Below are 20,348 nucleotides of genomic sequence, written 5' to 3'. Positions count from 1 at the left end.
CACCGCCTATGCTCCAACCCATGCGCAGTGTGTTCGTGTTCCCCGCAGGTGAGCGGGCTGAGACCGTCGCATTGCTCGATCGGCACCTGCCTAGGCAACGCGACCCCTGGACCGTGGAAGGCAACCTCTACATCGAGATCCACGATGAGCAGGCTGGCTATCTATTCTCCGACTGGGATCCCGACGACGTGGCGGTCCTCGAAGCGGCCGTCGGACATCACCCCACCTGGGCAGTGCAGATCGACATCTCCGGACGGATCGACGGCACCGCAGAGGTTCGCCAACTGGTCGAGCTGCTGCTTGAGCACGCAGGCGTGGCGACCGACGACTATTCCGCCCACCCCTGGACCTTGCAGGAGATCAAGTCTGGAGCAGTGAACGACGGTCTGCGCTTCTTCGACTTTCGCACATACCACGCACCGGATTGAGCAGCGAGAGCCGATCCACCTCGGCCTCCCAGCCGTCGGCTCCAGGAACGGATCAGGACACCAACCCCAGCGGGACCTTCACCGACGTCAATCTGGAGACGCGCCACCCCGACCGGCCGGTACCGCCGCGACCGGGACGGCTCGCGCGCCGTGACGCTCATGGGGAAGGAAGGCGGCGCCGAGACACAGACGCTCTTCGTATCTGCTGAGGGAGAGCCCTACGTGCTCAGGGTGACGGGTGTGGGCGGCAAGGAGCCCGGCTCGCACGAGTTCTCGGCGTTCAATGAGCCTGTGACCGTCACGCCCCCGTCGGCCAGCGAGGTCATGGACCTGGACAAGCTCAAGCGATAACACCCGGCCCGCAGCCGTTATGAGGCCCCGACCGGCGCAGCAGCGCGGTTCGGGGTCTCAATCGCCGTACGTCCTTGAACATTTCCCGCTTCGCTATCCAGCGCAGCCGGTGCAGTGGGAATCGCGTCACGGTGGAGCCGTACCGGTTCCCGCGAGGTGGCAAGGCACGGCAGCCCCGGCGCGTGCAGCTCGGCGCCCGCATCGGGCCCGGCGGCAATGCCGAGCTGCTCATGGCGATCATGCAGCCGGACGAGGACTGTTGCCCTCGGCGGGAGCGACCGTGCTCCGGTCGCTCTTGCCGGCAGTTCTCGGTGCCGCGCGGCACCGACCCGTACGCTCGGCGCGCCCCGGCTGTCCTGGCGCAGTCAAGTGCCGGTCCCTCGAACACATCACCGTCCGGGGCCAGTCTCCGTGCCGGGACCTGGCTCGGCTGAGAGTTGCCCATTCAGCAGACCTTGCCCATTGTCCGAGCGTGTTCTCCAGCAGAGCCCTGGTGTCGTCCTCACTCAGCTCGTTCACGGCATGCAACGCGGCCTCGGCGTCAGCAGAAGACGCCCGGCGATGAGCCTTCTCGAACCACGCCCCGCGTGGCGTGAGATACGCGAGGCGAGTGCTGGGGGCCTCCACGTGGGTCAGGTAACAGGTGCTGGCAAGTCCGGCGAGCGTGGGCCGATCCGCGATGACCGAGTGCCGATTGATCCCGGGCGCACGTCGGCAGGATGCTCCACTTGCTCCAGCAGATCGCCGCCTCCAACGGGCACTGTGTCGGCCAGGCGCCGCTCGACCCCACGTGATGTCACCGGCAGCGAGGCGTAGCCCGCGGCACTGCGCGGGGCCACGGTCGATGAGTTTGGGTGTCACTTCGGCTGTCATGGCCAGGTTGTCCGCTCGATTTGAATTGACAAGGCGGGAGGCTGTGTCGTGGCGGAGGATGACCAGTCGGTGGAGAGAGTCCGCTCCTGGACGGTCGCCAGGAAGCCGGCAAGCGACTCGACATAACCGATCGACACCCCGATCTTTATCGGGTTGGCTGGGCCGCATGCCCGAACTGCGTACTGACCGTCTGCTCCTCCGTCGGTGGCGGGAGTCCGACCTTGCACCGTGGGCGGCGATGAACGCCGATCCCGAAGTCCGGGAATACCTGGGGGAGTTGCTGACCCGTGAGCAAAGCGATGCCACGGTGGCAGGGATGCAGGCCGAGTTCGATGGGCGAGGCTTTGGGTGGTGGGCGCTGGAAGCACGGGAGTCCGGCGAGTTCATCGGCCGTGTCGGCTTGGACGAGGTGGGCGAGGACATGCCCTTCACGGGGGTGGACATCGGTTGGCGGCTGGCGCGTTCGGCGTGGGGTCACGGGTACGCCACCGAGGCTGCCGTGGCCTGCCTGGCTTTCGGCTTCGAGGCACTCGGGCTACCGGAAGTGGTTGCGTCGACAACCGTCAACAACCTTCGTTCCCAGGCGGTGATGCGCCGCATCGGCATGACCCGCGACCCGGCCGACGACTTCGAGGATCCAAGCGTGCCCGAAGGGCCGCTGCGCCAGTGCGTGCTGTACCGGACCCCCGCAGCGCTGCGCACGGCCTACACCATGCGTCCGGACGCGATCGGCGACGCGCGCCCTTAAAGGGTGTTGCACAAGGCAGTGAGCTGGGCATCTTCCTTGTATGGCCGCGGTGTTACGTGCTGAGCGGGTGTGGGTGGAGACGTTCACGGGGCTGCGGATGGCGCAGTTTTCGGGTCTGTTGAGGGTGGTGCGGGAGCGGGGCGGCAACGGGACGCTGCGGGGCCGGCCGTGGTCCTTGCCGCTGGCCGAGCGGGTGCTGATGGTCGCGGTGTACTACCGCACGAACCTGACCATGCGGCAGCTGGGCCCGTTGTTCGGCGTCTCCTCCTCCAGGGTCTGCCGGGTCATCCAGCGGCTGGGACCGTTGCTCGCGCGGGAGCCCGTTTCCCGCCCGGCCGATGCCCCGGAACGGATTTGGATCGTGGACGGCACCCTCATCCCGGTCCGCGACCGGGGTGTGGCTGCCTCCAGTCGCAACTACCGGTTCTTCGTGAATGTGCAGGTCGTCGTGGACGCGGACACGCGGCTGGTGATCGCGGCAGCCCGTCCGGTGCCGGGAACCATGGCAGTCGCGCATGCTTGGTGTGCTTCCGGGCTCAGCGAGCACTGTCAGGGCGTGACGGTGCTCGGTGACGGCGCGTATCTCAACTGCGGGATGGCGGTGCCGCACCGCAAACGCCCCGGGCGAGCTCTGCTGAAGGGCGAGGAGGACGACAATGCCGAGCACCGCAGGGTCCGTGCCCGCGTGGAACACGTCATCGGCCGGATGAAGAGCTACAAGATCCTCCGCGACTGCCGCCAGCGCGGCGACGGGCTTCATCACGCGGTCCAGGCCGTCGCCCACATGCACAACCTCGCCCTTGCCTCATGAGCAGACAGCCCCGTTCACCGGCCCTGACCTGCCCAAGCGCAGCCTTGTGCAATACCCTTTTCCGAGTACACCCATCTGGGTTTCGCCTCGCTCGACCTTGCTTCCGAGGAGGGTTTCGCTCCAGCTGTAGTTGGGCCACTCGTTGCCCGCGTCCGCCTGGACGTGGAGGACCGACGACAGCGGCGCCGGCGGACAGCGACGCATTGTGCGGTTGAAGCGTTCGACCTTGCTGGCCGCGCCGAGCTCGGGGTCCGCTACGCACCGAGGCCCAGCAGGCGTTCCACCTCCCGCTCACGCGAGGTCTCAGGGCGTAATCACAGACGGATCCGGTTCCTGGACGAAGGCGTCGGGTCGCACGCGGTGCCCTTCGCGTGCGCCTGTGCGCTGTGTACGGCACCTTTCGGGGTCGCTGCAGCGGGTGATGGTGTTCGTCAGGCCGTGTCCCGCACGTTGGACGCGTCGCCTGTCCTTGGGCGGACGACAGGGAAAGGACGCGCTCGATGTCAGCACAGAGGTCATCCACGATCGAGGTCCCTGAGATCCAAGTGCCGTTTCCCCTCAACCGGCACCCCGAATACGACCACGTCCGCAACCATACATATCAGTGGGCAGTTGAGCGGGGGATCATGACAGCCGACACGGCCCGCGCCCACCTTGACGGATTGCGCTATACCGACCTGATCACCGGGTACTACGTCGGGGCGCCGCTGTCGGCCCTGTGCGCGATCAACGACTTCAGTGTGTGGTTCTTCGCGTGGGACGACCGGCACGACCGCGACGCAGTGCATGGGCGGACCACGGCCTGGTATGCCTTGCAGCACGCTCTCGGAGAAACGCTGCGGGCGCCGGACCGTCACACGGGTCACGACGAGCCGCTGGTCGCTGGTTTCGCAGACTGTGTTCTGCGCCTCCAGGAGCGTCTGGGATCAGGCTGGGCGGAGCGGTTCGCCAGTCACTTCCGCCGGACCATCGCCGCATATGGCCGCGAGTTCCACAACCGCACCAGCGGCCGGATCCCCAGCGTGACGGAGTACCTGTCCTTGCGTCGGCACACGTTCGGCATGGGTGTGTGGTTGGACTGCCTCGAGCTCGCCGCGGACCGGGTACTGCCGGAAACGGTTCGGCTCAGCGAGCCGTACCAGGAGGCAGGGTGGGCATGCCAGGAGTTCGCGGCATGGTTCAACGACCTGCACTCGATGGCCAAGGAGGCCGCAGTCCGCGATGTCCACAACCTGGGCATCCTGCTGGCCCGCGAGGCCGGGGTCTCCCTACGGGAGGGTGCCAGGTTGCTGGCGGCGTGTCTGCGGGCGCGGGTGCGGGACTTCGAGCGTGCCGAGCAGGGTGTGTGTCTGTTGGCCGAGCGGCTCCCGGAGTTGGAACGGGAGGCGGTGCGGTCGTGTTTGTACAACATGCGCAACTGGATCTCGTCGGTGCAGCTCGACCCGCTACCAGATCGCCGCGTGGGCGGATCCCACGGCACCGCCATACGTGCACGACAGCGCGCCGCAGGGCCGTGCGTAGCCGCTCGGACAACCGACAGCGCAGCATCCCAGCTCGGCGGCGTACCCAGTGAACGATGCACAGAAAGGGCATTTCGACGATGACTGCCGCGCCTTCCACCACTGATACCGAGCCCCGGGACCGCCCCGCTACGTTGGCCACTGCCCCCGGGGGTCTCCCTCTGCTCGGACATGCCTGGCAACTGCGTTTCCGTCCGCTGCGGTTCCTCGACTCCCTGCGCGGACAGGCCGACCTGGTCGCCCTTCGGCTGGGCCCGATCCCGGGATACCTGGTCAACGAGCCCAGGTTGGTCCACGAGCTGCTCGTCGTACGGAACCGGGAGTTCACCAAGGCCGGCAGCCCGCTGTATGAGACCGTGCGTGTCCTGGCGGGCAACGGCCTGGGTACGAGCGAGGGCGAAACGCACATGCGACAGCGCCGCACGCTCCAGCCGCTGTTCCATCCCCACCGCATGGAGCACTATGCCCAGATCATGACCGCTGTCGCCGAGGAACGCAGCACCGCTTGGCGCCACGGCCAGCGCCTGCGCGTCGACCAGGAGATGTACCGGATCGCCGCCACCGCCCTGACCCGCTGTCTGTACTCGGTACGCCTGCCCGACGACGCGGTCCACGAGATCACCACGCACCTGCCAGTCGCCTTTGCCGGCGTTGGCAAGCGCGCTGCGCTGCCCATCAGCTGGCTCCACGCACTGCCCACCCGCGAAAACCGCGCCTACACCACCGCCGTGCGCCGATTGCACGCCCTGGTGACGCAACTCATAGACGATCGCAGGAACGACCCCACTCCCAGCCCCGACCTGCTGACCGCGCTTTTCGCAGCCCGAGACGAACACACTGGCCAGCCCCTGTCCCAACAGCAGATCCACGACGAGGTCATGACCCTCCTCCTCGCGGGCACCGACACCAACGCTGCTCTCCTCGCCTGGACCCTGCACCTGCTGGGCGCGCACCCCGACGTCGACCAACGCCTCCACACCGAACTCCGCCACGAACTCGGCGACAAGCCCCCCGCCCTGGCCGACCTGCCCCGTCTCGGCCTCCTGCGCCGGGTCGTCGCCGAGGCCCTGCGCCTGTACCCACCGGCCTGGCTCATCCCACGCCGTGCCGCAACCGACGCTCAACTCGGCGGACACCGCATACCGGAGGGCGCCTACGTCTTCTTCAGTCCCTACGCCCTCCACCACGCACCCGGCCACCACCCCCGCCCGGACGACTTCGATCCGGACCGGCCCGAGGCAGAGCTGTCGTACGCCGGTACCGGCACCGCCTTCCTGCCCTTCGGCGCGGGCCCGCACAAGTGCATCGGCAACGCTTTCAGCCTCGCCGAAGTCCACCTGACCCTGGCAACCATCCTGCCCCGCTGGCGCCTGCGTCCGGAGCCGCCCCACACCGTCCGCCCACGCGCCTTCACCACGCTCACTCCAGGCCCGCTGCTGATGCACGCCGAGCCGCGCACGCGGTGACAGCCCGTCGCCGACCGTCCACAACCGCGGCGCAGTTGCTCTCTTCGACGACGCCGGCCAGAAACAACCAAGCGACCCCCGCTGACCGACTGGTCCGGGCAGCGGGGGTCGCTTCGTGTGTACTCAGGCGCTCAAGTGGCAGCCGTGCCAGAAGAGACCACGCTTCAAGCGGGCTCCGGCGCGGACGAGGGCGACGAGGCGGGGTGCGTTCACGGCTCGCCACCGCCGCTGGGCCGACTCGACGAGCTTGAAGACCATGGTGAGGGCGGCGGTACGGGAGCCGGCGCCGGGGATGGCCTCGGTCCGCAACCGGACGGCGGCGAAGGTGCACTCGATCGGGTTCGTGGTCCTAAGACGGATCCAGTGCGAGCTGGAGTAGTTCCTCCGCCTGAATGCCCGGGCCCGCGCGCCGAAGCAGCTCACCACCGGCTGACGGCTACCACCGATATGGAGTCCGATTCCTTTCCACGGGGCGAAGAGGATCGGCTGATCGAGTGCATGGCGCATGAGGTGTGCCCGGTCGATCGAGCTGAGCCGGCCACCCTGGCCGCCGCTCTCGCCCCGGCCGCCGCCGTACCTGACGTGAGAGCGGACGGGATCGGTGTGAGACTGGGCATGGAAGGGGTGATCCCTGTGTCGGACCCACCGCACACGTCCTCCGGTCCCGACACTGCCGTCGACGAGAATCGGCTGGAAGAGCTGATCATCGAGGCGCAGACTGCCCTGCCAGTCGACCTGCCCACCCTGGCGAACCGGTGCGCCTCGGCCCTTGGCCTGGGCGCCGCGCTGGTCTACCTCGTCGACCTGCAACAACGGCTGCTCATCCCGCTCGACGAGGCCCTGGATCCGCTGCCGGTGAACCGCTCGTCGGCCGGCTGGGCGTACCGAACGGTCTCCCCGCGGGTGGCCGAGGCCGACGACGGCTTGATCGTCTGGATGCCGCTGATCGACGGTGCGGAGCGGCTGGGCGTGCTGGAGGTGCGGACCGCTTCGCTCGACGGGATACGGATGCGCCGCACCCGGATGCTCGCTCATCTGTTCGCCATGCTGATCACCTCCAAGCGCGCCTACAGCGACTGGCTCGCCGCCCGCACCCGCACCGCGAGCATGCAGTTGCCCGCCGAGATGCTGCGGGCGTTCCTGCCACCCCACACCATCGGCAGCACCAGGTGCGTCTCGACCGCAGTCCTGGAACCGGCGTACGACATCGCCGGCGACGCCTTCGACCACTCGGTGGTCAAGAACATCCTGCACACCATGATCCTCGACGGAATGGGGCACGATCTGACCGCCGGCCTGACCACGTCGGTCGCCATGGCCGCGGCGCGCAACGCCCGCCGCGGCGGTGGCGACCTGGCCGACGTCGTCAGCGCCGTCGACCAGGCGCTCGCCCAATGGCTGCCCGACCACTTCTGCACCGGCGTGCTGTGTCGGCTCGATGCAGAGACCGGAGTACTGCGCTGGGCCAATTGCGGTCACCCCCCACCGCTGGTGATCCGTGGCGAGCGGGTGCTCGACGGGGCGCTGGACAGTCCACCACAGCCACCGATCGGCCTGGCCGGGATGCTCGCCCCAGCAGCCCGGCAGGTCCACGAGACGACACTGGAACCGGGCGATTGCGTCCTGCTCTACACCGACGGTGTCGTAGAGGCGCGCGACGCGGACGGTGCGGAGTTCGGCCTGGACCGGTTCACTGACTTCATCATCCGCTCCAACGCCGCCGGCCAGCGCCCGGCCGAGGTGCTGCGGCTACTCATCCACGCCATCCTCGATTACCAGCGCAACCAACTGCGGGACGACGTGACCATCCTGCTCTTCGAGTGGCGCCCACAGCTCTGGTGACACGGCATTGCGCCCTACCTCGCTGTGCTCCGTCGCTCGCCGAACGTCGGCGTAGAGGTGAACGGACCCCGTCGCCGACCCTCGGCAGATGCCGCTCCTCAGCTCACCAGGTCTTACCGGCCTGCTCCCGGATGGTGCGGTTGATCCGGTTGAAGAAATTGGTCGTCGCGGTCTCCAAAATGATCGCGGACAGCTGCTGCTCGCGGAAGCGGTCGGTGACGGCGTCCCAGACTTCGTCGGTCACGCCCGGTGCGCCGTCCTGGATCCGGGTGGCGGCCTCGGTCAGCGCGAGCGCCGCCCGCTCCTCATCGGTGAAGAAGGACGTCTCGCGTCACGTGACCACGTTGTGCAGTCGCTCCTCGGTCTCTCCGTGCTTCTTCGCCGTCGCGACACCGGCAAAGACGCACGGGCTGCAGCCGTTGATCTGGCTGGCCCGCAGGTGAACCAGGTCCAGCAGGAGCGGGTCGACGCCACTGGCGTGAATCCCCTTGATGAGGTGCTGAATCGCGGTGATCACGTCGGGATGCGCCGAACTCTTCATGCGTGCTTCCATCGGTCTTGCCCCTTCACCGGTTAACTGTGCTTGTCCGGGCACGTCATCACCTCACGGCGACTTCGAAGGGCTGCTGCGCGTGCTCGACCCCGAGGTGAGGCTGACCGTCGACACCCCCGACGGCGTGATCGTCACCCTAGGCGCCACCCAGGTCGCCGCCGGCGCGCAGCTGTCCGCCGGTGCAGCCGCCCGGGGACGAGCGGTACTCGTCAACGGCCTTCCCGGGATCATGTCCTGGCGCGAAGACGGTTCCCCGCTCTCGGTCATCGCGTTCACCGTCACCGACGGCCGGATCGCCGATATTGCGGTCGTGATCGACCCGCCCAGGCTCGCGTCCATGGACCTGCTGGATCCTGTGTGAGTCGCTGCCGAGTGGATCCAGTGTCTGCGATCGGCCGATGGAGAAGGGTGGGCTCCACCAAGTGTGGCTCTCTCTGCGGATGGCCGCCGATGATGATGAGGATTCCTGAATTTGGCTCTGGCAGCAGTTCCGTGATGCTCATGGTGGGTCCTTGTTCGATCTCTCTGGACCTACCTTGAAGGTCATTGGTCACCATCACCTGAGCCAGTCTGGCCGCGATGGTGATCACGATGCCCCACCCCGGATGATCGAGATAAGCCTCATCCGGGGCGCCGCGGCCCACGGATTCCTGCACTGCCGAGTAGGCCGTGCCCATCTCTTTGATGAGCGTGACTTCCTCGTCGGTCCGTAGGCTCTTGCCCAGCCACGGAGCCGGGTCGTCCGCGCTGCAGAAGTCGTCGAAAAGCACGTTGACCACGTAGTCCAGGTCCTCGAACCCGATGACGGAACTGCGGACAGAGCCATGAATTTCCCCACCCCCGATCGGCTCCGTTGCCCCAGATCTGCTCTTGTTCCCCGCTCAGGGACGTGGCTGACGTCGGCGAAGCGGATCCGCCCGGCCTTCGAGGGTGCGGAAGGGGTTCGAGGAGCCCCTGCGGGGCCCGGACGGCCTCGCAGGACCATCCGCAGAAAGCGATGGTTTCTTGAGATCCTGCAGGCGCTCGGGCGCTCGGGCGCTCAGGCGGCCGGGAGAGCGGGAGGGCGGGAGGCCTGTAAGGAGGGCATCAGTTGGGGGCTTGAGTGGCTCAATCGCCCTTCTCGGTGAACATGTTGATCAGGCCGTGGGCTGTGTTGTCGGCAGAGTCGATCCCGGGCATCTCGTCGGTCTCGGCGCTGCGGGGGAACATGGCCTGCTCGTACTCGGTGAGCGCCGTCTCGATGTCGTCGGGGTGCGCGGCGAGGGCTTCACCGAGTTCGGCGCCGTCGAGCATGGCCAGGTTGGCGCCTTCGCCGTTGGGAGCCGCGAGGTGGGCGGCATCGCCGAGCAGGGTCACCCCCGGCACCCGGTCCCACCGGTGCCCGGTCGGCAGAGCGTAGAGGGGGCGCAGGACCGGCGCGACGTCGCTGTCGGTGATCAGCGCGGTCAGCTCCGGCGCCCAGCCGTCGAATTCCTGCGCGATCCGCGCGGTGGCCGTGGCGGCATCGGCGAAATCGATGGCGGCGAACCAGTCCTGCGGCTCGGACAGCCCCACGTAGGCGTGCAGCGTGTCGCCCTTCTCCCGGTGAGCGAAGATCTCCCTGCCCGGAGAAGGCGCAATCATCATCCCGCCGCCAACCGCTGTCGCGGCGGCCGGGTGCCGTGTGTCGGCGTCGAACAGGTAGGTCTCGACGACCGATTTACCGATGTACTCGGGTGTGGCGGTGGACAGCAGCGGCCGGACCCGTGACCACGCGCCGTCCGCGCCGACCAGCATGCTGGTGACGACGGTGCCGCCGTCGGCGAACGTCACCTCGTGGCGACCCTCGCCGAGGGCACGGGTGCGGCTGACCTTGTGCCCCCACCTCACGATGCCCGCCGGGAGTGAGTCGAGCAGGACCTTGCGCAAGTCGCCGCGCGGCACCTCGGGGCGTCCGCCCGTGCCGTCGTCGGCTTGGTCGAGCAGGACAGTCCCGTCCCGATCGAGGACCCGCATAGCCTGGCGACCCTCCAGAACGATGGCGTGGAACTCGTCCATCAGCCCGGCCGCCTTGAGTGCGAGCTGCCCGTTGTAGTCGTGGATGTCGAGCAATCCGCCCTGCGCGCGCGCCGAGGGGGAGGACTCCGCTTCGTAGACCGTGACCGGGATTCCGTGAACGTGCAGGACGCGGGCCAGCGTGAGTCCGCCGAGTCCGGCGCCGATGATCGTGACTGGGGTGTGCATGGTGGCTCCTTCGGTATCGGGCCGCCCGGTGAGCTCCGGCCGGCCGTCTCTGGAAAAGTGCCAGCCCCCGCCGACGAGCCACCGACATCCGACCGACAGTGCTCCGACATGGCACCGACACCCAACATCAGCTGGCTGTCAGGTGGACACCCCCCTGGTTGAGCCCGTAACCAAGTGGGCACGGCGAGCGGCGGTGGCCGCTTTCAAGGCTCTGGCAGCTTTGGCAGCCTGTGTGACCGAATCGTCGAGAGGGGTCACTCCGCGAGGCGGCGCTTCCACCAGGGATCTGTGGATGGCGAGAACGGATCTGGCAATGTTCGTGCCATGAAGCGCTCGTCGAGGGGTGCGACCGCTCCGAGTAGTTCACGGCGTGCCTTGCGATTCATGGCCGAGGCCGCGCCTTGCAGCAGTGTTCGGGCGTGCCTGTCCCTCCAGACGGTGGTTCCGCACCCGTGATTGGGCCCGTGGTTCGGCCATGAGTGAAGCGCCAGAGCCCATGCCCGGAAGGCGTGGGCGACGTGCCCGGAAGGCAACCGGCACTGAACCTCGAACTGTGCGATCTGCCGGTTCGTCGCAGCGGACAAACCAGGGATGTCCTGTGGGCTTCTGGCGCTCCTGCGGCGGAGCCGCTCGGTTCCGATCTCGCCCGGTGGTCGGCGAGGCATGGACACTTCCAGATGGGAAGACGAGTGACCGTCCGACGGTAGGCGGCGTCAGCCCTGAGATCAAGCGGTCAACTGGCTGCTTGCTGTTCGGCTCGGGCGCGGCTGGTGGCGAGGCGGTAGGAGTCGGTGAGGGCCACGTCAACCGGGTGAAAACGATCAAAAGAGCCATGTACGGGCGAGCCTCGTTCCGCCTCCTTCGGGCACGGGTCCTCATCCTGCCGTGATCCGGCCCTCTCCTGACTGCCGGTCATCGCTGTTGGCTGATCCGTTGAGCCAACCCTTCGAAGAACTCCTTCAGTCCGGCGGCAGCAAGGTCGAACTGAGCGAGCCACGAAGCGGTGGCGGACCTCCAAACTCGCCCGGAGCCTGCCAGCGCGAACAAGTGGCCACCCCCGTCGCTGGCGAACACCAAGGCAGGCTCTTCCCCTTCGATCTCGATGGCCCCGTACTCACGGAAATGACGTGCGACCGTGGAGGCCGGGTGGACGAAGCAGCCGCTGTCGACATCGGGCAGGGAGACCTCGTCAATCACCCAGTACATCGTGGTCAGGTCCGAAGGGATCGGCGTCAGTTCCACGAGGGCACCAGTCGCCTTGTGACTCGCAGGCGTTGCGAGCCCGACCACGTTCCTGCCGGGCGGGAAGCCATGCCGCGCCTCAAACGACCGCATCAGTTCCGTGACTGCCGCGTCCGCCTGCTCGCACCAGCCGCGGACCCACTCGGCCTCAAGCCGCTCATCAGCCACGATCACTCCTTTGAACCTCCGACGACTCGCCCTCCGCGAGTCCGCAAGAACATACAGGGGCGTTCACGCAAGCGCGGCCAGAGCCGTTTTCAAGGAGCCTCAACAGCCCGTCGTCCGACTGGGACTGATCTGATTCATGTGCGCGCCGGCGTACGATCAGCGGGGCAGCCGTCTCCTGGCGCTCAATCCTTCGACGGCGACGGCAACGGCCAGGAGTGCGACGGCATTGGCCTCGTACGGGTCGGTGAAGCGCGCCCATGGTCGCTGATGTCGTAGGGCGCGTTCCGCGCGGTGACCGTGAACCCCTGTACGGTGATCGCCCGGCCGTCCAGCACGGTGTTGAAGCGGTCGGCATCATCTACGTGCTGCGGGGAGGCCGACATGTGGCAGCGTTGCACGAGGCGCTCCGGCCCGGGCTCAACGCCGCATCCCGGCTCGACTAATCCCGCTGTGTGGTGGACGCCTCCCACGTCAGGGCGTTGAAAGGGGGAGGGAGCTGCACGAGCCCGTCGCCGGTCGACCGGGGCAGGGCCGGCTCGACGCGATCCCGCCCGTTCCCGGCCGCATCGGCCGTCCGTTCTGCAGGCCGGATGCCCTGTCCGCCGACCGCGGCTACGACCACGACGTCTACCGCAACCAGGTCCGCGCCCGGGGCATCGTGCCGCAATCGCCCGCCGCGGGACCCGGCACGGCACTCGCCGGGGCACCTACCGTCAGAGGGCCGAGCGCACCTTCGCCCGGCTGCACGGCTTCCGACGCCTGCGGACCCGCGCGGAACGGCGAACCGACATCCACGAAGCGTTCCTCGAACTCGCCTGCTGCCTGATACGCCCACCAGCAACTCGGCTCACGGTGCCGGCCGTTGTAGGCCGTTAGTTGTCGTCGAAGCAGCTTTCCCCGCGCTTTGCGACACCGAGAAGGATCGCAGTGTCGGTGCTGGCCCTCCCCAGCGCGCCGGGCACCTGGGTGCAGACCTTCCAGCTTCGAGCAACGGACGGTTTGCGCCCACGACTTCGGACGTCGTACATGCGGATCGACTGGAAGCCGGCAGCTCGTGCTTCGTCCAGGGCAGCTTGCAGATTCTGACCAGCAAGGTCCGGAACGGGCACGCTCCCACGACTGCTGCCGCTGCCGACAGTGAATTTCGCCTCGGGGCCAGGAGAGGCCGTTGTGTCTGTCCGCTGTACGGGGGTGTGGGCGCCTGGTGTCTCCGTCGTGCAGGCCGAAATGGCGAGGCAGACGGCGGTGACGAAGACGATAGCGGCGGTACGGTGCATGGCCCCCCCAGGCGATCAAACGACGAACATAGGACTCTCGCGGGCCACGGAGTGTAACGTCCGTTCGCCAGCACCCGTCCCGCGGGTGACGTCAGTGACAGTCGCTCGTTGCCCTGGAGGTCCCGGCGAGTGTGAGGCACCGCAGTACCAGGTGCCGCCCCTCCGAGCCGACCACGAACGGCTGATCGGTCCCACAGCTCATCCGTCGCGATCCACGGCATCGTCCCCACACCAGATCGAACGCTCAACTACCGTGCCAGACATGGTGATCGGCTCCCACTCTCCTCATAGTGTTAGCCGTTGTAAGGCGCCTGTGACCACGCGCCTTCTGGGAAGATCGCGTCTCATGACTTCCGTTGTATGGAGTACTCACTCTGTCGAGCTCCGGTCCAACAGCGTGATCAAGAGGTTCCGGCCTGAGAGCCGCGGAGCGTGCGAGCGGGAGTGGCGCGCGCTGACGTTGCTCGCCGCGTATGCACCGGGCTTGGCCCCGGTCCCTCAAAGCGTGGACTGTGCGGCGGAGGATCCGGTGGTGGTGATGTCGCGCGTGCCTGGTGAGCCGTTGCGAGGAGTGCCGCTCGGCGATCGGCAGCTCAAGGCTCTGGCCGCGGCGGCGAGCGAGCTGTATGCGGCTGTGCCGGCGGAAGTCCTGGCTGAGGTCCCGGTCCGGCCTGGCCAGCAGCATCAACTCATCACCCGGATCCACGCCTGGGTGCCGCAGGTTCGCCCGCGAGTCAGTGATGAGGTGGGCGAGGCCATGGACCGCGGTCTTGCATGGCTGGCCCGTTCAGGCATGGAACGAACCAGCCGGCCAGACGTGCCGATGGTTTTCGGTCCGGGGGACGGCAATCTCGCCAACTATCTGTGGGACGGCACTCGCGTGCATGTCGTCGACTTCGAGGACTCCGGTCTCAGTGACCGGGCCTTCGAGCTGGCGGAGATTACGGAACACGTGGCCAGTTGGGTAGGCTCGCCCCTCGATGCAGGGGCGTTTCTCGATCTGTTCGACCTGACCGCCACCGAACGCGCGCGGCTGCCGGAATGCCGCAGGCTGCTGGCGCTCGTGTGGTTGTTTCTCTTGTCCTTCGAGAACGCTCACCCTCCCCGCAATCCACCGGGAACGGCCGAGCGGCAGGCGGCACGCCTGTCCACGCTTCTTGCCTGAGGTCGTACGCTGGTCGGTCGTCCGGGCCGAGACTGATCACGAGGTGCCGCGTCCTGTCCTGTGGGGCCGCTCGACGCAGGGGGAGGCAAGGGACTTCAGCTGCTGGATCCAGCTGACTGCCAAACTGAGCAAGAGCCGACCACCAGACCAGCGATCAGGCGGGAGCATCGCCGCACCTCTCCCGAACCGCAAGCGGCCAGGGAACACGCAGGTCAATGTCCCCCCAGGTCAGAACGCCTCCGCATACACGATCTCCCTCGGGCAGGGTGAGGACGCTCACGCGGTTCGCCCCCCGACACACACGCCCCGGCCCTGGCGCCCGGCGCGGCGGCCGTTGATGGACCGCACCGTGAGGTGCGCAGCGGTGACGACGGCTGCACGGCCGGAGCGCTTGTCGTCGTACAGGGCCGCGTCGGCGGGACGCTGCAGGACGGTCAGGTTGTGACTGCCGATCAGGTCCGGGGTCGCGGCGCTGCGGGGGTGCCCTGCGTGTGCGCCGCCAGGGGAAATGTCGGTCGACGCCGCCTGACGACCTGGCTAGGGTCGCGGGCGTGACGATCAAGTTGAATGATGCCGCCCGCAGGCTCCTTGACGATGTGAATCCCGCGGTGCTGGCCACCGTGAACCCCGACGGCAGCCCGCAGACCTCAGTGGTCTGGGTCGCCCGGGACGGCGACGACGTGCTGATCTCTTCGGCAGCCGGCCGTCGCAAGGTCACCAACGTGGAGCGCGACGCACGGGTCAGCCTGACGGTCTACGACCGGGCCAACCCGCTGCGATACCTGGAGGTACGCGGTACCGCGACGGTGGCCGAAGATCTGGGCCGGAAGCTGGCCGTCGCACTGGCCGAGCAGTACGAGGGGCCCGACGCGGGTGAGGAGTACCTGGAACTACCGCCGGAGGTGGTGCGGGTGGTCGTCAGGATCACCCCGCAGCGGCTGGTCGGCACCTTCGCCGACTGACTGGGAGCGGGTGTTCACAGCGCTGATGGCCCAGGCCGACGCCGATGAGGACCTGGCCTGGGTCGTGTCGATGGGTTCGAAGCGGCCGACCATGCCATCGATCGTTCCCGTGGCGGGCTGACCACGAAGATCCACCTCGCTGCCGATGCCCACTGCCGGCATCTGGCATTCGTCCTCACCGCCGGACAGGCCGGTGGCGCGCCCGCCTTCACCGCCGTCGTGCCCCGTCTGCGCGTTCCCCGACGGCGTGGGCGTCCGCGTACCAGGCCGGACGTAGTCCTTGCGGACAAGGCTTATTCACCCCGTGCGACCCGTGACCGCCTATCTTCCTCTGGTCCGCCCCCTGATCCAAACGAGAGCCCCTGGAGGTGACGCCCGGGGACTCAACTGGACGGCGTGACCGGGGACCTCATGCCGAGCCACTGCTCGGCGCCCCAAGCCTCGAACCGCTCTACCTCAGTGAACCCCAGTTTCGCCGCGAGACGCATCGAGCCGACGTTGGCGGTCTGGGTGGTGAGCACCACCGGCTCGCCGGGAAGCGCGCCGGCGAGCCAGCCGAGTGCCGCCGCACACGCCTCGGCGGCGTACCCGCATCCCCACGCCCGCGGCAGGAACAGGTAGCCGAGATCGGCCTTCCCTGCGGCAGCCGGGCGACGGTGCCCCGTTGCTCTCCTGAGCAGGATCTGGCCGATCATCGACCCGTCGAGATCAACGACGAAGCTCCCGGGCCACCGCTCGGGCACCTCAGGCGTCTCGCGCTCAAGCTCGTCACGCGCCCGGGGGCCGCCGAGGTAGGTGTGTACCTCTGGCGAGGCAAGCAGCTCGATGAAGGCCGCACGGTCCCGGGTCTCGGGCTGACGGAGCACGAGCCTCTCGGTCCTGATCGGCTCAGGCGGCCAGGCCGCGGTTCCCAGATCTTCCATCCCCGCACGCTAACAGGTGGTCAAACCAACCGAACGGGGAACGCTTGACTCCACTCAGATCCGAACCCCGAACAGCACCTACTGGGTTCGTGAGCGGAAGGTGCGGCGGTAGGTGTCCGGTGGGACGCCGAGGGTGCGGTTGAAGTGACGGTGCAGTGTCGTTGCGGTGCCCATGCCGGTGACCGCTGCGACGGTGTCGATGCTGTCTTCAGTTTTCTCCAGCAGCTCCTGGGCGTGGCGGATCCGCTGGGAGAGCAGCCATTGCAGGGGAGTGGTGTCGGTTGCCGCGCGGAAGTGGCGGCCCAGGTGGCGTGACCTCACCCGGGCCAGGTGGGCCAGGTCCTCCACGGTCAGCGGGTGGTCGAGCCGCTCGATGATCCAGGGGAACAGGGCGGTGAGCGGATGGTCGTCCTGGGCGGGCACCGGGGCGGTGACGAACTGGGCCTGGCCGCCGGACCGGTGCGGAGGGACGACCAGGCGGCGGGCGTTCGGCGTTGGCGATCGACGAGCCGCGGTCGAGGCGGACCAGGTGCAGGCACAGGTCCAGCGCAGCGGTCTTGCCGGCGGAGGTGAGCACGCTCCCGTTGTCCACCTAGAGCACGTCCGGGTCAACCTCCGCCTCGGGGTAGCGGGCGGCCAAGAGGGCGGTGTGCTCCCAGTGGGTGATGGCGCGCTTCCCGTTCAGCAGACCGGCTTCGGCCAGGACGAACGCGCCGGTGCACAGGGAGGCCACGCGGGCGCCCGCGTCGTGGGCCGCGCGCACCGCTTCGACCAGTTCGGCGGGCGGGATCACGTCGACGTCGGCCCAGCCGGGGACGATCACGGTGTCGGCGCCCGGGAGGTGGTCGAGGCCGTGGCCGGGCTCCAGGTGGAACCGGCCGAAGGGCACGATGTCCGGCCCGCAGACCGTGAGGTCGTACCAGGGGACGGTGACCGCGGGCACGATCGGGTCCTCCACGGTCTCGGCGGAGGTGGCGAAGTCCGTCACCAGCACACTGTCGTCGGCCAGGGTGGCGGTGAGGCGAATGTGCCGGCTCACGCGCGTGAATCTGGCGATCTTGCCGATCGGCGGATGCGTGCGTGAGCGCGGCATGTGGTTTGCGCGTCGGACGGGTGGTCACCACACCAGCGCTGCTGATCGGTACAGACCCGGCGCCCGCGTCTGCTCCGGGGACGGGCTGTGCGGGGCGGCGGCTCGCATCTCGGTGTGGACGCCACTCGCCAGCCCGTCCGGTTGATCCCCGCCCGGCCTGTCGGACGTTCCCGCTCAACAGCCCTGCCCGGGTGGGGGGACTGGCGTTCTCGTAACCCCCACGCGACCGAGCAGGGGCCACTCTGATGATCAAGGGCCGCCGGAGCGGGACCCACGTGAACAAGCCTCCGGGTGTGCGAGCCCGTCACCGAGCCGCACGGACCATCCATGGGCTCTCTGACCCCCGGTGGGCGGGCGGATCAGCGCAGTCCTGCGAAGAGATCGTTCTCGGGCACGACCGCTCCGGTGGTGTCCTGGACCCGTACGAAGGTCTCGACGCCCATCAACTCGGTGAACCTCTCCCGGCCCATTCTGAGGAAGAAGATGTTCTCGCCCTGGCTGGCGTGTGCGGCCAGCGCGTCGAACTTCTGGCCGCCGAACGCGGTGGTGTCCACCCAGGTGGTGATCTCCTCGTCGGGGAGTCCGATCTCGGCCATCGCGGCGGCCTCAGCAGGATCCGGCTCCTGCACGTCCGCACCGAACTCGCGCATGATCTCCCCGAACCGCTGCATCATCGAGCGGGGCGCCGTCGTCCAGTACACCTTCGGCGTCTGCGCGGTCATCGCCAGCGCCGCCATCGTGATGCGGTTGGCCTGGATGTGGTCGGGGTGGCCATAGAAGCCGTTCTCGTCGTAGGTGACGACCACATCGGGCTGGTAGCGTCGCAAGAGTTCCGCGAGCCGGGCAGCGCCCTCCTCCACAGGTGTCTGCCAGAAAGAGCCGGGGGCGTCATTGGCCGGCCAGCCCATCATCCCGGAGTCGGCGTAGTCCAGCATCTCCAGATGACTGACCTTCAGGACTTCGCAGCTTGCCTCGAGTTCTTGACGCCGCATCAAGGCGACCGCCGCCGGCTCGTGCCCGGGATCGCCCGGCTTGACACCCCCCGGTCCGTCACCACAACCGCCGTCGGTGCACGTCACGAGGATCGTGCGAATGCCCTCCGCCGCGTACCGCGCGAGGACACCTCCTGTTCCAGTGGCCTCATCGTCGGGGTGGGCGTGTACCGCCATGAGCGTCAAGGGCCGGTCATTCATGAAACTGTCCTCCTATGTGGAAAGGCCTCGGTCCGAGTCTGCGGCGGACGTATGAGCGGTCACCCCTCAATATCGGATGTCGGATGACCGGGCGTACCGCGGACCCGAGGAGCCCGGATCACGTCCCGACAGCCTTTCGGTCTCTGTGTTCCCCGCCCGCGTGGCACCGGTCTCCTGGCCGGTGCAACAGCGTCGGCCGGACCGGCTGTTCCCGCCGCACACCGGAACACCCCTCGGCCTCGGCCTTGGCCTTCGCGAGAGCGCCGGCTCGCTGCACCGGCCCGGGGCGCGGCAGGCGGCACCTGCTGCAGGACATCGCCATGGGGCTGGGAGTCAGCCGGAGGAGGACCATCTCCAGTCGGCTCCGTGATGCGGGGTTCGCGTTCCGTTCGGACAGCGGCCGATCGCGCTCCCTGACCAGACGTTCCGGCGTCGACGTAAAGCGGGCGAGGCGCTCGCTGCCCTGGCGAGGGCCTATGGAGCGTCATCGCCTACGATCCGACGCCGACTGCCGGCGTAGCGTCCCGCGCCGCGACGTCGCCCAGTCGTATGCAACCGAGGCCACCGCCCGTGTGGCCTGCACTTTGGCCGAGGTCGACGGCGTGATCAGCGGACGGCGCAGCCGCACGGACAGCATCCCGTAGTCAAGGGCGGCCGTACGTGGATGACCACCTGCCCCGTGGGCTCGAGCGATCTGGGCCTCGTGGCAGGCTCGGCTGTTCCTGCCAACGCTCCGATTACAGACCGCCGGGCCCTGACGTGGGGAACTGCTGCGCCGGGATGTAGTGGCGGGCGAGGCCGGCATCCCGGTCGTGGCTGCGTCGGTGGGCCTCGGGGTCGCCGTACTTCGCCAGTAGCCGACGGCCGGAGACGATGTCCCGGATGAAAGTGAGCAAGGTCGTCATGCGCGTTCTCCCCGTACATGCTTGTGCCTGTCAGGGAGTATGTGCCCGCCGGCCGGGGGATACGCGTGATTTGAGCGAGCCTTGAGCTTGCTGTGGCTGTCGCGCCGCCGTAGGGCGATGGCCTTGAAGGCAGAGGAATCCTTGGTGAGGGTTCTGCGTCCCGAGGGTGGTGTAGATCCGGGCGAATCGTCGGCTCAGTTCGGCAGTCGTGGCCAGGTAGAGCGCTTTCGGGTCGATGGTTCTCGTCGGCGGGTCGAGTAGCCGCAGGGCTGCGGCGGGTTTCGACGGTCTGCGCGCCCCTCAGCCCCCGGCGGGGGCTCAATGCTGCCTGCCCCGGGCGCTGGGGCGCCGACGTCGTCCGGCCGAACATCGCCCCGATGAGGTGCCCGGCCGTTCACGGGGTGGTCTCACGACGAAGATTCATCTGCGAGTGACGGCGGCTGCCGCCCATTGGCCGTGCTGGCCACCCCTGGGCCGTGGGGTGACGCGCAACAGTTGATCAAGGTTCCCTACGTTCTTCTCCGGGACAGGGCGAGCCCTTCGTATGGTTGGCCCACCCAGGGGCGTCGGGTGCGGCTCCGCTACTGACCTCAGCCACCGCAGCG

The 20,348-nt window shown here is 68.1% G+C and carries 15 protein-coding genes and 6 pseudogenes; 13 read left to right on the top strand and 8 right to left on the bottom strand.

Going from position 1 to position 20,348, the window contains the following annotated elements:
• Positions 1-20: 20 nt before the first annotated feature.
• From ACFYZZ_RS26330 to ACFYZZ_RS26305, 6 genes are all read left to right on the top strand, one after another.
• The gene (locus ACFYZZ_RS26330; protein ID WP_389180544.1) at positions 21-428 is read left to right on the top strand and encodes a hypothetical protein; all 408 of its coding nucleotides are present in this window, start codon (positions 21-23) and stop codon (positions 426-428) included.
• Between the two features lie 159 nt (positions 429-587).
• Positions 588-779 carry a hypothetical protein gene (locus ACFYZZ_RS26325; protein WP_389180541.1) on the top strand — a complete coding sequence of 64 codons (192 nt, stop codon included), beginning with the start codon at positions 588-590 and terminating at the stop codon, positions 777-779.
• A gap of 1,039 nt (positions 780-1,818) precedes the next feature.
• Entirely contained in the window at positions 1,819-2,400 is a 582-nt protein-coding gene (locus tag ACFYZZ_RS26320; protein WP_389180538.1) for a GNAT family N-acetyltransferase, read from the top strand.
• A gap of 40 nt (positions 2,401-2,440) precedes the next feature.
• Positions 2,441-3,211: a transposase family protein gene (locus ACFYZZ_RS26315; protein ID WP_389180535.1), complete on the top strand. Its 771-nt coding sequence runs from the start codon at positions 2,441-2,443 to the stop codon at positions 3,209-3,211.
• 500 nt (positions 3,212-3,711) lie between these two features.
• Positions 3,712-4,815, top strand: coding sequence for a multidrug MFS transporter (locus tag ACFYZZ_RS26310; protein ID WP_389180532.1), 1,104 nt, complete (start codon positions 3,712-3,714; stop codon positions 4,813-4,815).
• Positions 4,816-4,865: 50 nt separating this feature from the next.
• On the top strand, positions 4,866-6,197 hold the full coding sequence (locus tag ACFYZZ_RS26305; protein ID WP_389180528.1) for a cytochrome P450: 1,332 nt from the start codon (positions 4,866-4,868) through the stop codon (positions 6,195-6,197).
• A gap of 123 nt (positions 6,198-6,320) precedes the next feature.
• On the opposite strand, the pseudogene ACFYZZ_RS26300 reads toward ACFYZZ_RS26305, so the two are convergent.
• Positions 6,321-6,575 (bottom strand): annotated as a pseudogene (locus ACFYZZ_RS26300) (hypothetical protein); the annotation flags it as partial.
• Positions 6,576-6,812: 237 nt separating this feature from the next.
• On the opposite strand from ACFYZZ_RS26300, the gene ACFYZZ_RS26295 reads away from it, so the two are divergent.
• The gene (locus ACFYZZ_RS26295; RefSeq protein ID WP_389180975.1) at positions 6,813-8,039 is read left to right on the top strand and encodes a PP2C family protein-serine/threonine phosphatase; all 1,227 of its coding nucleotides are present in this window, start codon (positions 6,813-6,815) and stop codon (positions 8,037-8,039) included.
• A 103-nt stretch (positions 8,040-8,142) separates the two neighbouring features.
• On the opposite strand, the pseudogene ACFYZZ_RS26290 reads toward ACFYZZ_RS26295, so the two are convergent.
• Positions 8,143-8,592 (bottom strand): annotated as a pseudogene (locus ACFYZZ_RS26290) (carboxymuconolactone decarboxylase family protein).
• 79 nt (positions 8,593-8,671) lie between these two features.
• Here ACFYZZ_RS26290 and ACFYZZ_RS26285 point away from each other — a divergent pair.
• Entirely contained in the window at positions 8,672-8,953 is a 282-nt protein-coding gene (locus tag ACFYZZ_RS26285; RefSeq protein ID WP_389180525.1) for a hypothetical protein, read from the top strand.
• A 746-nt stretch (positions 8,954-9,699) separates the two neighbouring features.
• Here ACFYZZ_RS26285 and ACFYZZ_RS26280 read toward each other — a convergent pair.
• Entirely contained in the window at positions 9,700-10,815 is a 1,116-nt protein-coding gene (locus ACFYZZ_RS26280; RefSeq protein ID WP_389180522.1) for an FAD-dependent oxidoreductase, read from the bottom strand.
• A gap of 912 nt (positions 10,816-11,727) precedes the next feature.
• Entirely contained in the window at positions 11,728-12,225 is a 498-nt protein-coding gene (locus ACFYZZ_RS26275) for a hypothetical protein (RefSeq protein ID WP_389180519.1), read from the bottom strand.
• Between the two features lie 389 nt (positions 12,226-12,614).
• Here ACFYZZ_RS26275 and ACFYZZ_RS26270 point away from each other — a divergent pair.
• From ACFYZZ_RS26270 to ACFYZZ_RS26255, 4 genes and pseudogenes are all read left to right on the top strand, one after another.
• Positions 12,615-13,101: pseudogene (locus ACFYZZ_RS26270) on the top strand (transposase); the annotation flags it as partial.
• Positions 13,102-13,452: 351 nt separating this feature from the next.
• Complete coding sequence (locus tag ACFYZZ_RS26265; protein WP_389180972.1) at positions 13,453-14,667, top strand: phosphotransferase family protein; 1,215 nt, start codon at positions 13,453-13,455, stop codon at positions 14,665-14,667.
• 551 nt (positions 14,668-15,218) lie between these two features.
• Positions 15,219-15,629 carry a PPOX class F420-dependent oxidoreductase gene (locus ACFYZZ_RS26260; protein WP_389180516.1) on the top strand — a complete coding sequence of 137 codons (411 nt, stop codon included), beginning with the start codon at positions 15,219-15,221 and terminating at the stop codon, positions 15,627-15,629.
• Positions 15,630-15,725: 96 nt separating this feature from the next.
• Positions 15,726-15,965 (top strand): annotated as a pseudogene (locus ACFYZZ_RS26255) (IS5/IS1182 family transposase); the annotation flags it as partial.
• Between the two features lie 47 nt (positions 15,966-16,012).
• Here the strand turns inward: ACFYZZ_RS26255 and ACFYZZ_RS26250 are convergent.
• The 4 genes and pseudogenes from ACFYZZ_RS26250 to ACFYZZ_RS26235 form a co-directional block, all read right to left on the bottom strand.
• Positions 16,013-16,552 (bottom strand): GNAT family N-acetyltransferase, encoded by a 540-nt coding sequence (locus ACFYZZ_RS26250; protein WP_389180513.1) that lies wholly within the window; start codon positions 16,550-16,552, stop codon positions 16,013-16,015.
• A 78-nt stretch (positions 16,553-16,630) separates the two neighbouring features.
• Positions 16,631-17,486, bottom strand: a pseudogene (locus ACFYZZ_RS26245) (helix-turn-helix domain-containing protein); the annotation flags it as partial.
• 518 nt (positions 17,487-18,004) lie between these two features.
• The gene (locus ACFYZZ_RS26240; protein WP_389180510.1) at positions 18,005-18,838 is read right to left on the bottom strand and encodes a PIG-L family deacetylase; all 834 of its coding nucleotides are present in this window, start codon (positions 18,836-18,838) and stop codon (positions 18,005-18,007) included.
• 737 nt (positions 18,839-19,575) lie between these two features.
• Positions 19,576-19,743, bottom strand: coding sequence for a hypothetical protein (locus ACFYZZ_RS26235; protein WP_389180507.1), 168 nt, complete (start codon positions 19,741-19,743; stop codon positions 19,576-19,578).
• A 292-nt stretch (positions 19,744-20,035) separates the two neighbouring features.
• Here ACFYZZ_RS26235 and ACFYZZ_RS26230 point away from each other — a divergent pair.
• A pseudogene (locus ACFYZZ_RS26230) lies at positions 20,036-20,250 on the top strand (IS5/IS1182 family transposase); the annotation flags it as partial.
• Between the last annotated feature and the right edge of the window lie 98 nt (positions 20,251-20,348).

Source organism: Streptomyces sp. NPDC001816 (assembly GCF_042892235.1).
Classification (GTDB): Bacteria; Actinomycetota; Actinomycetes; order Streptomycetales; family Streptomycetaceae; genus Streptomyces.
This window is presented reverse-complemented; position numbering and strand designations above follow the sequence as displayed.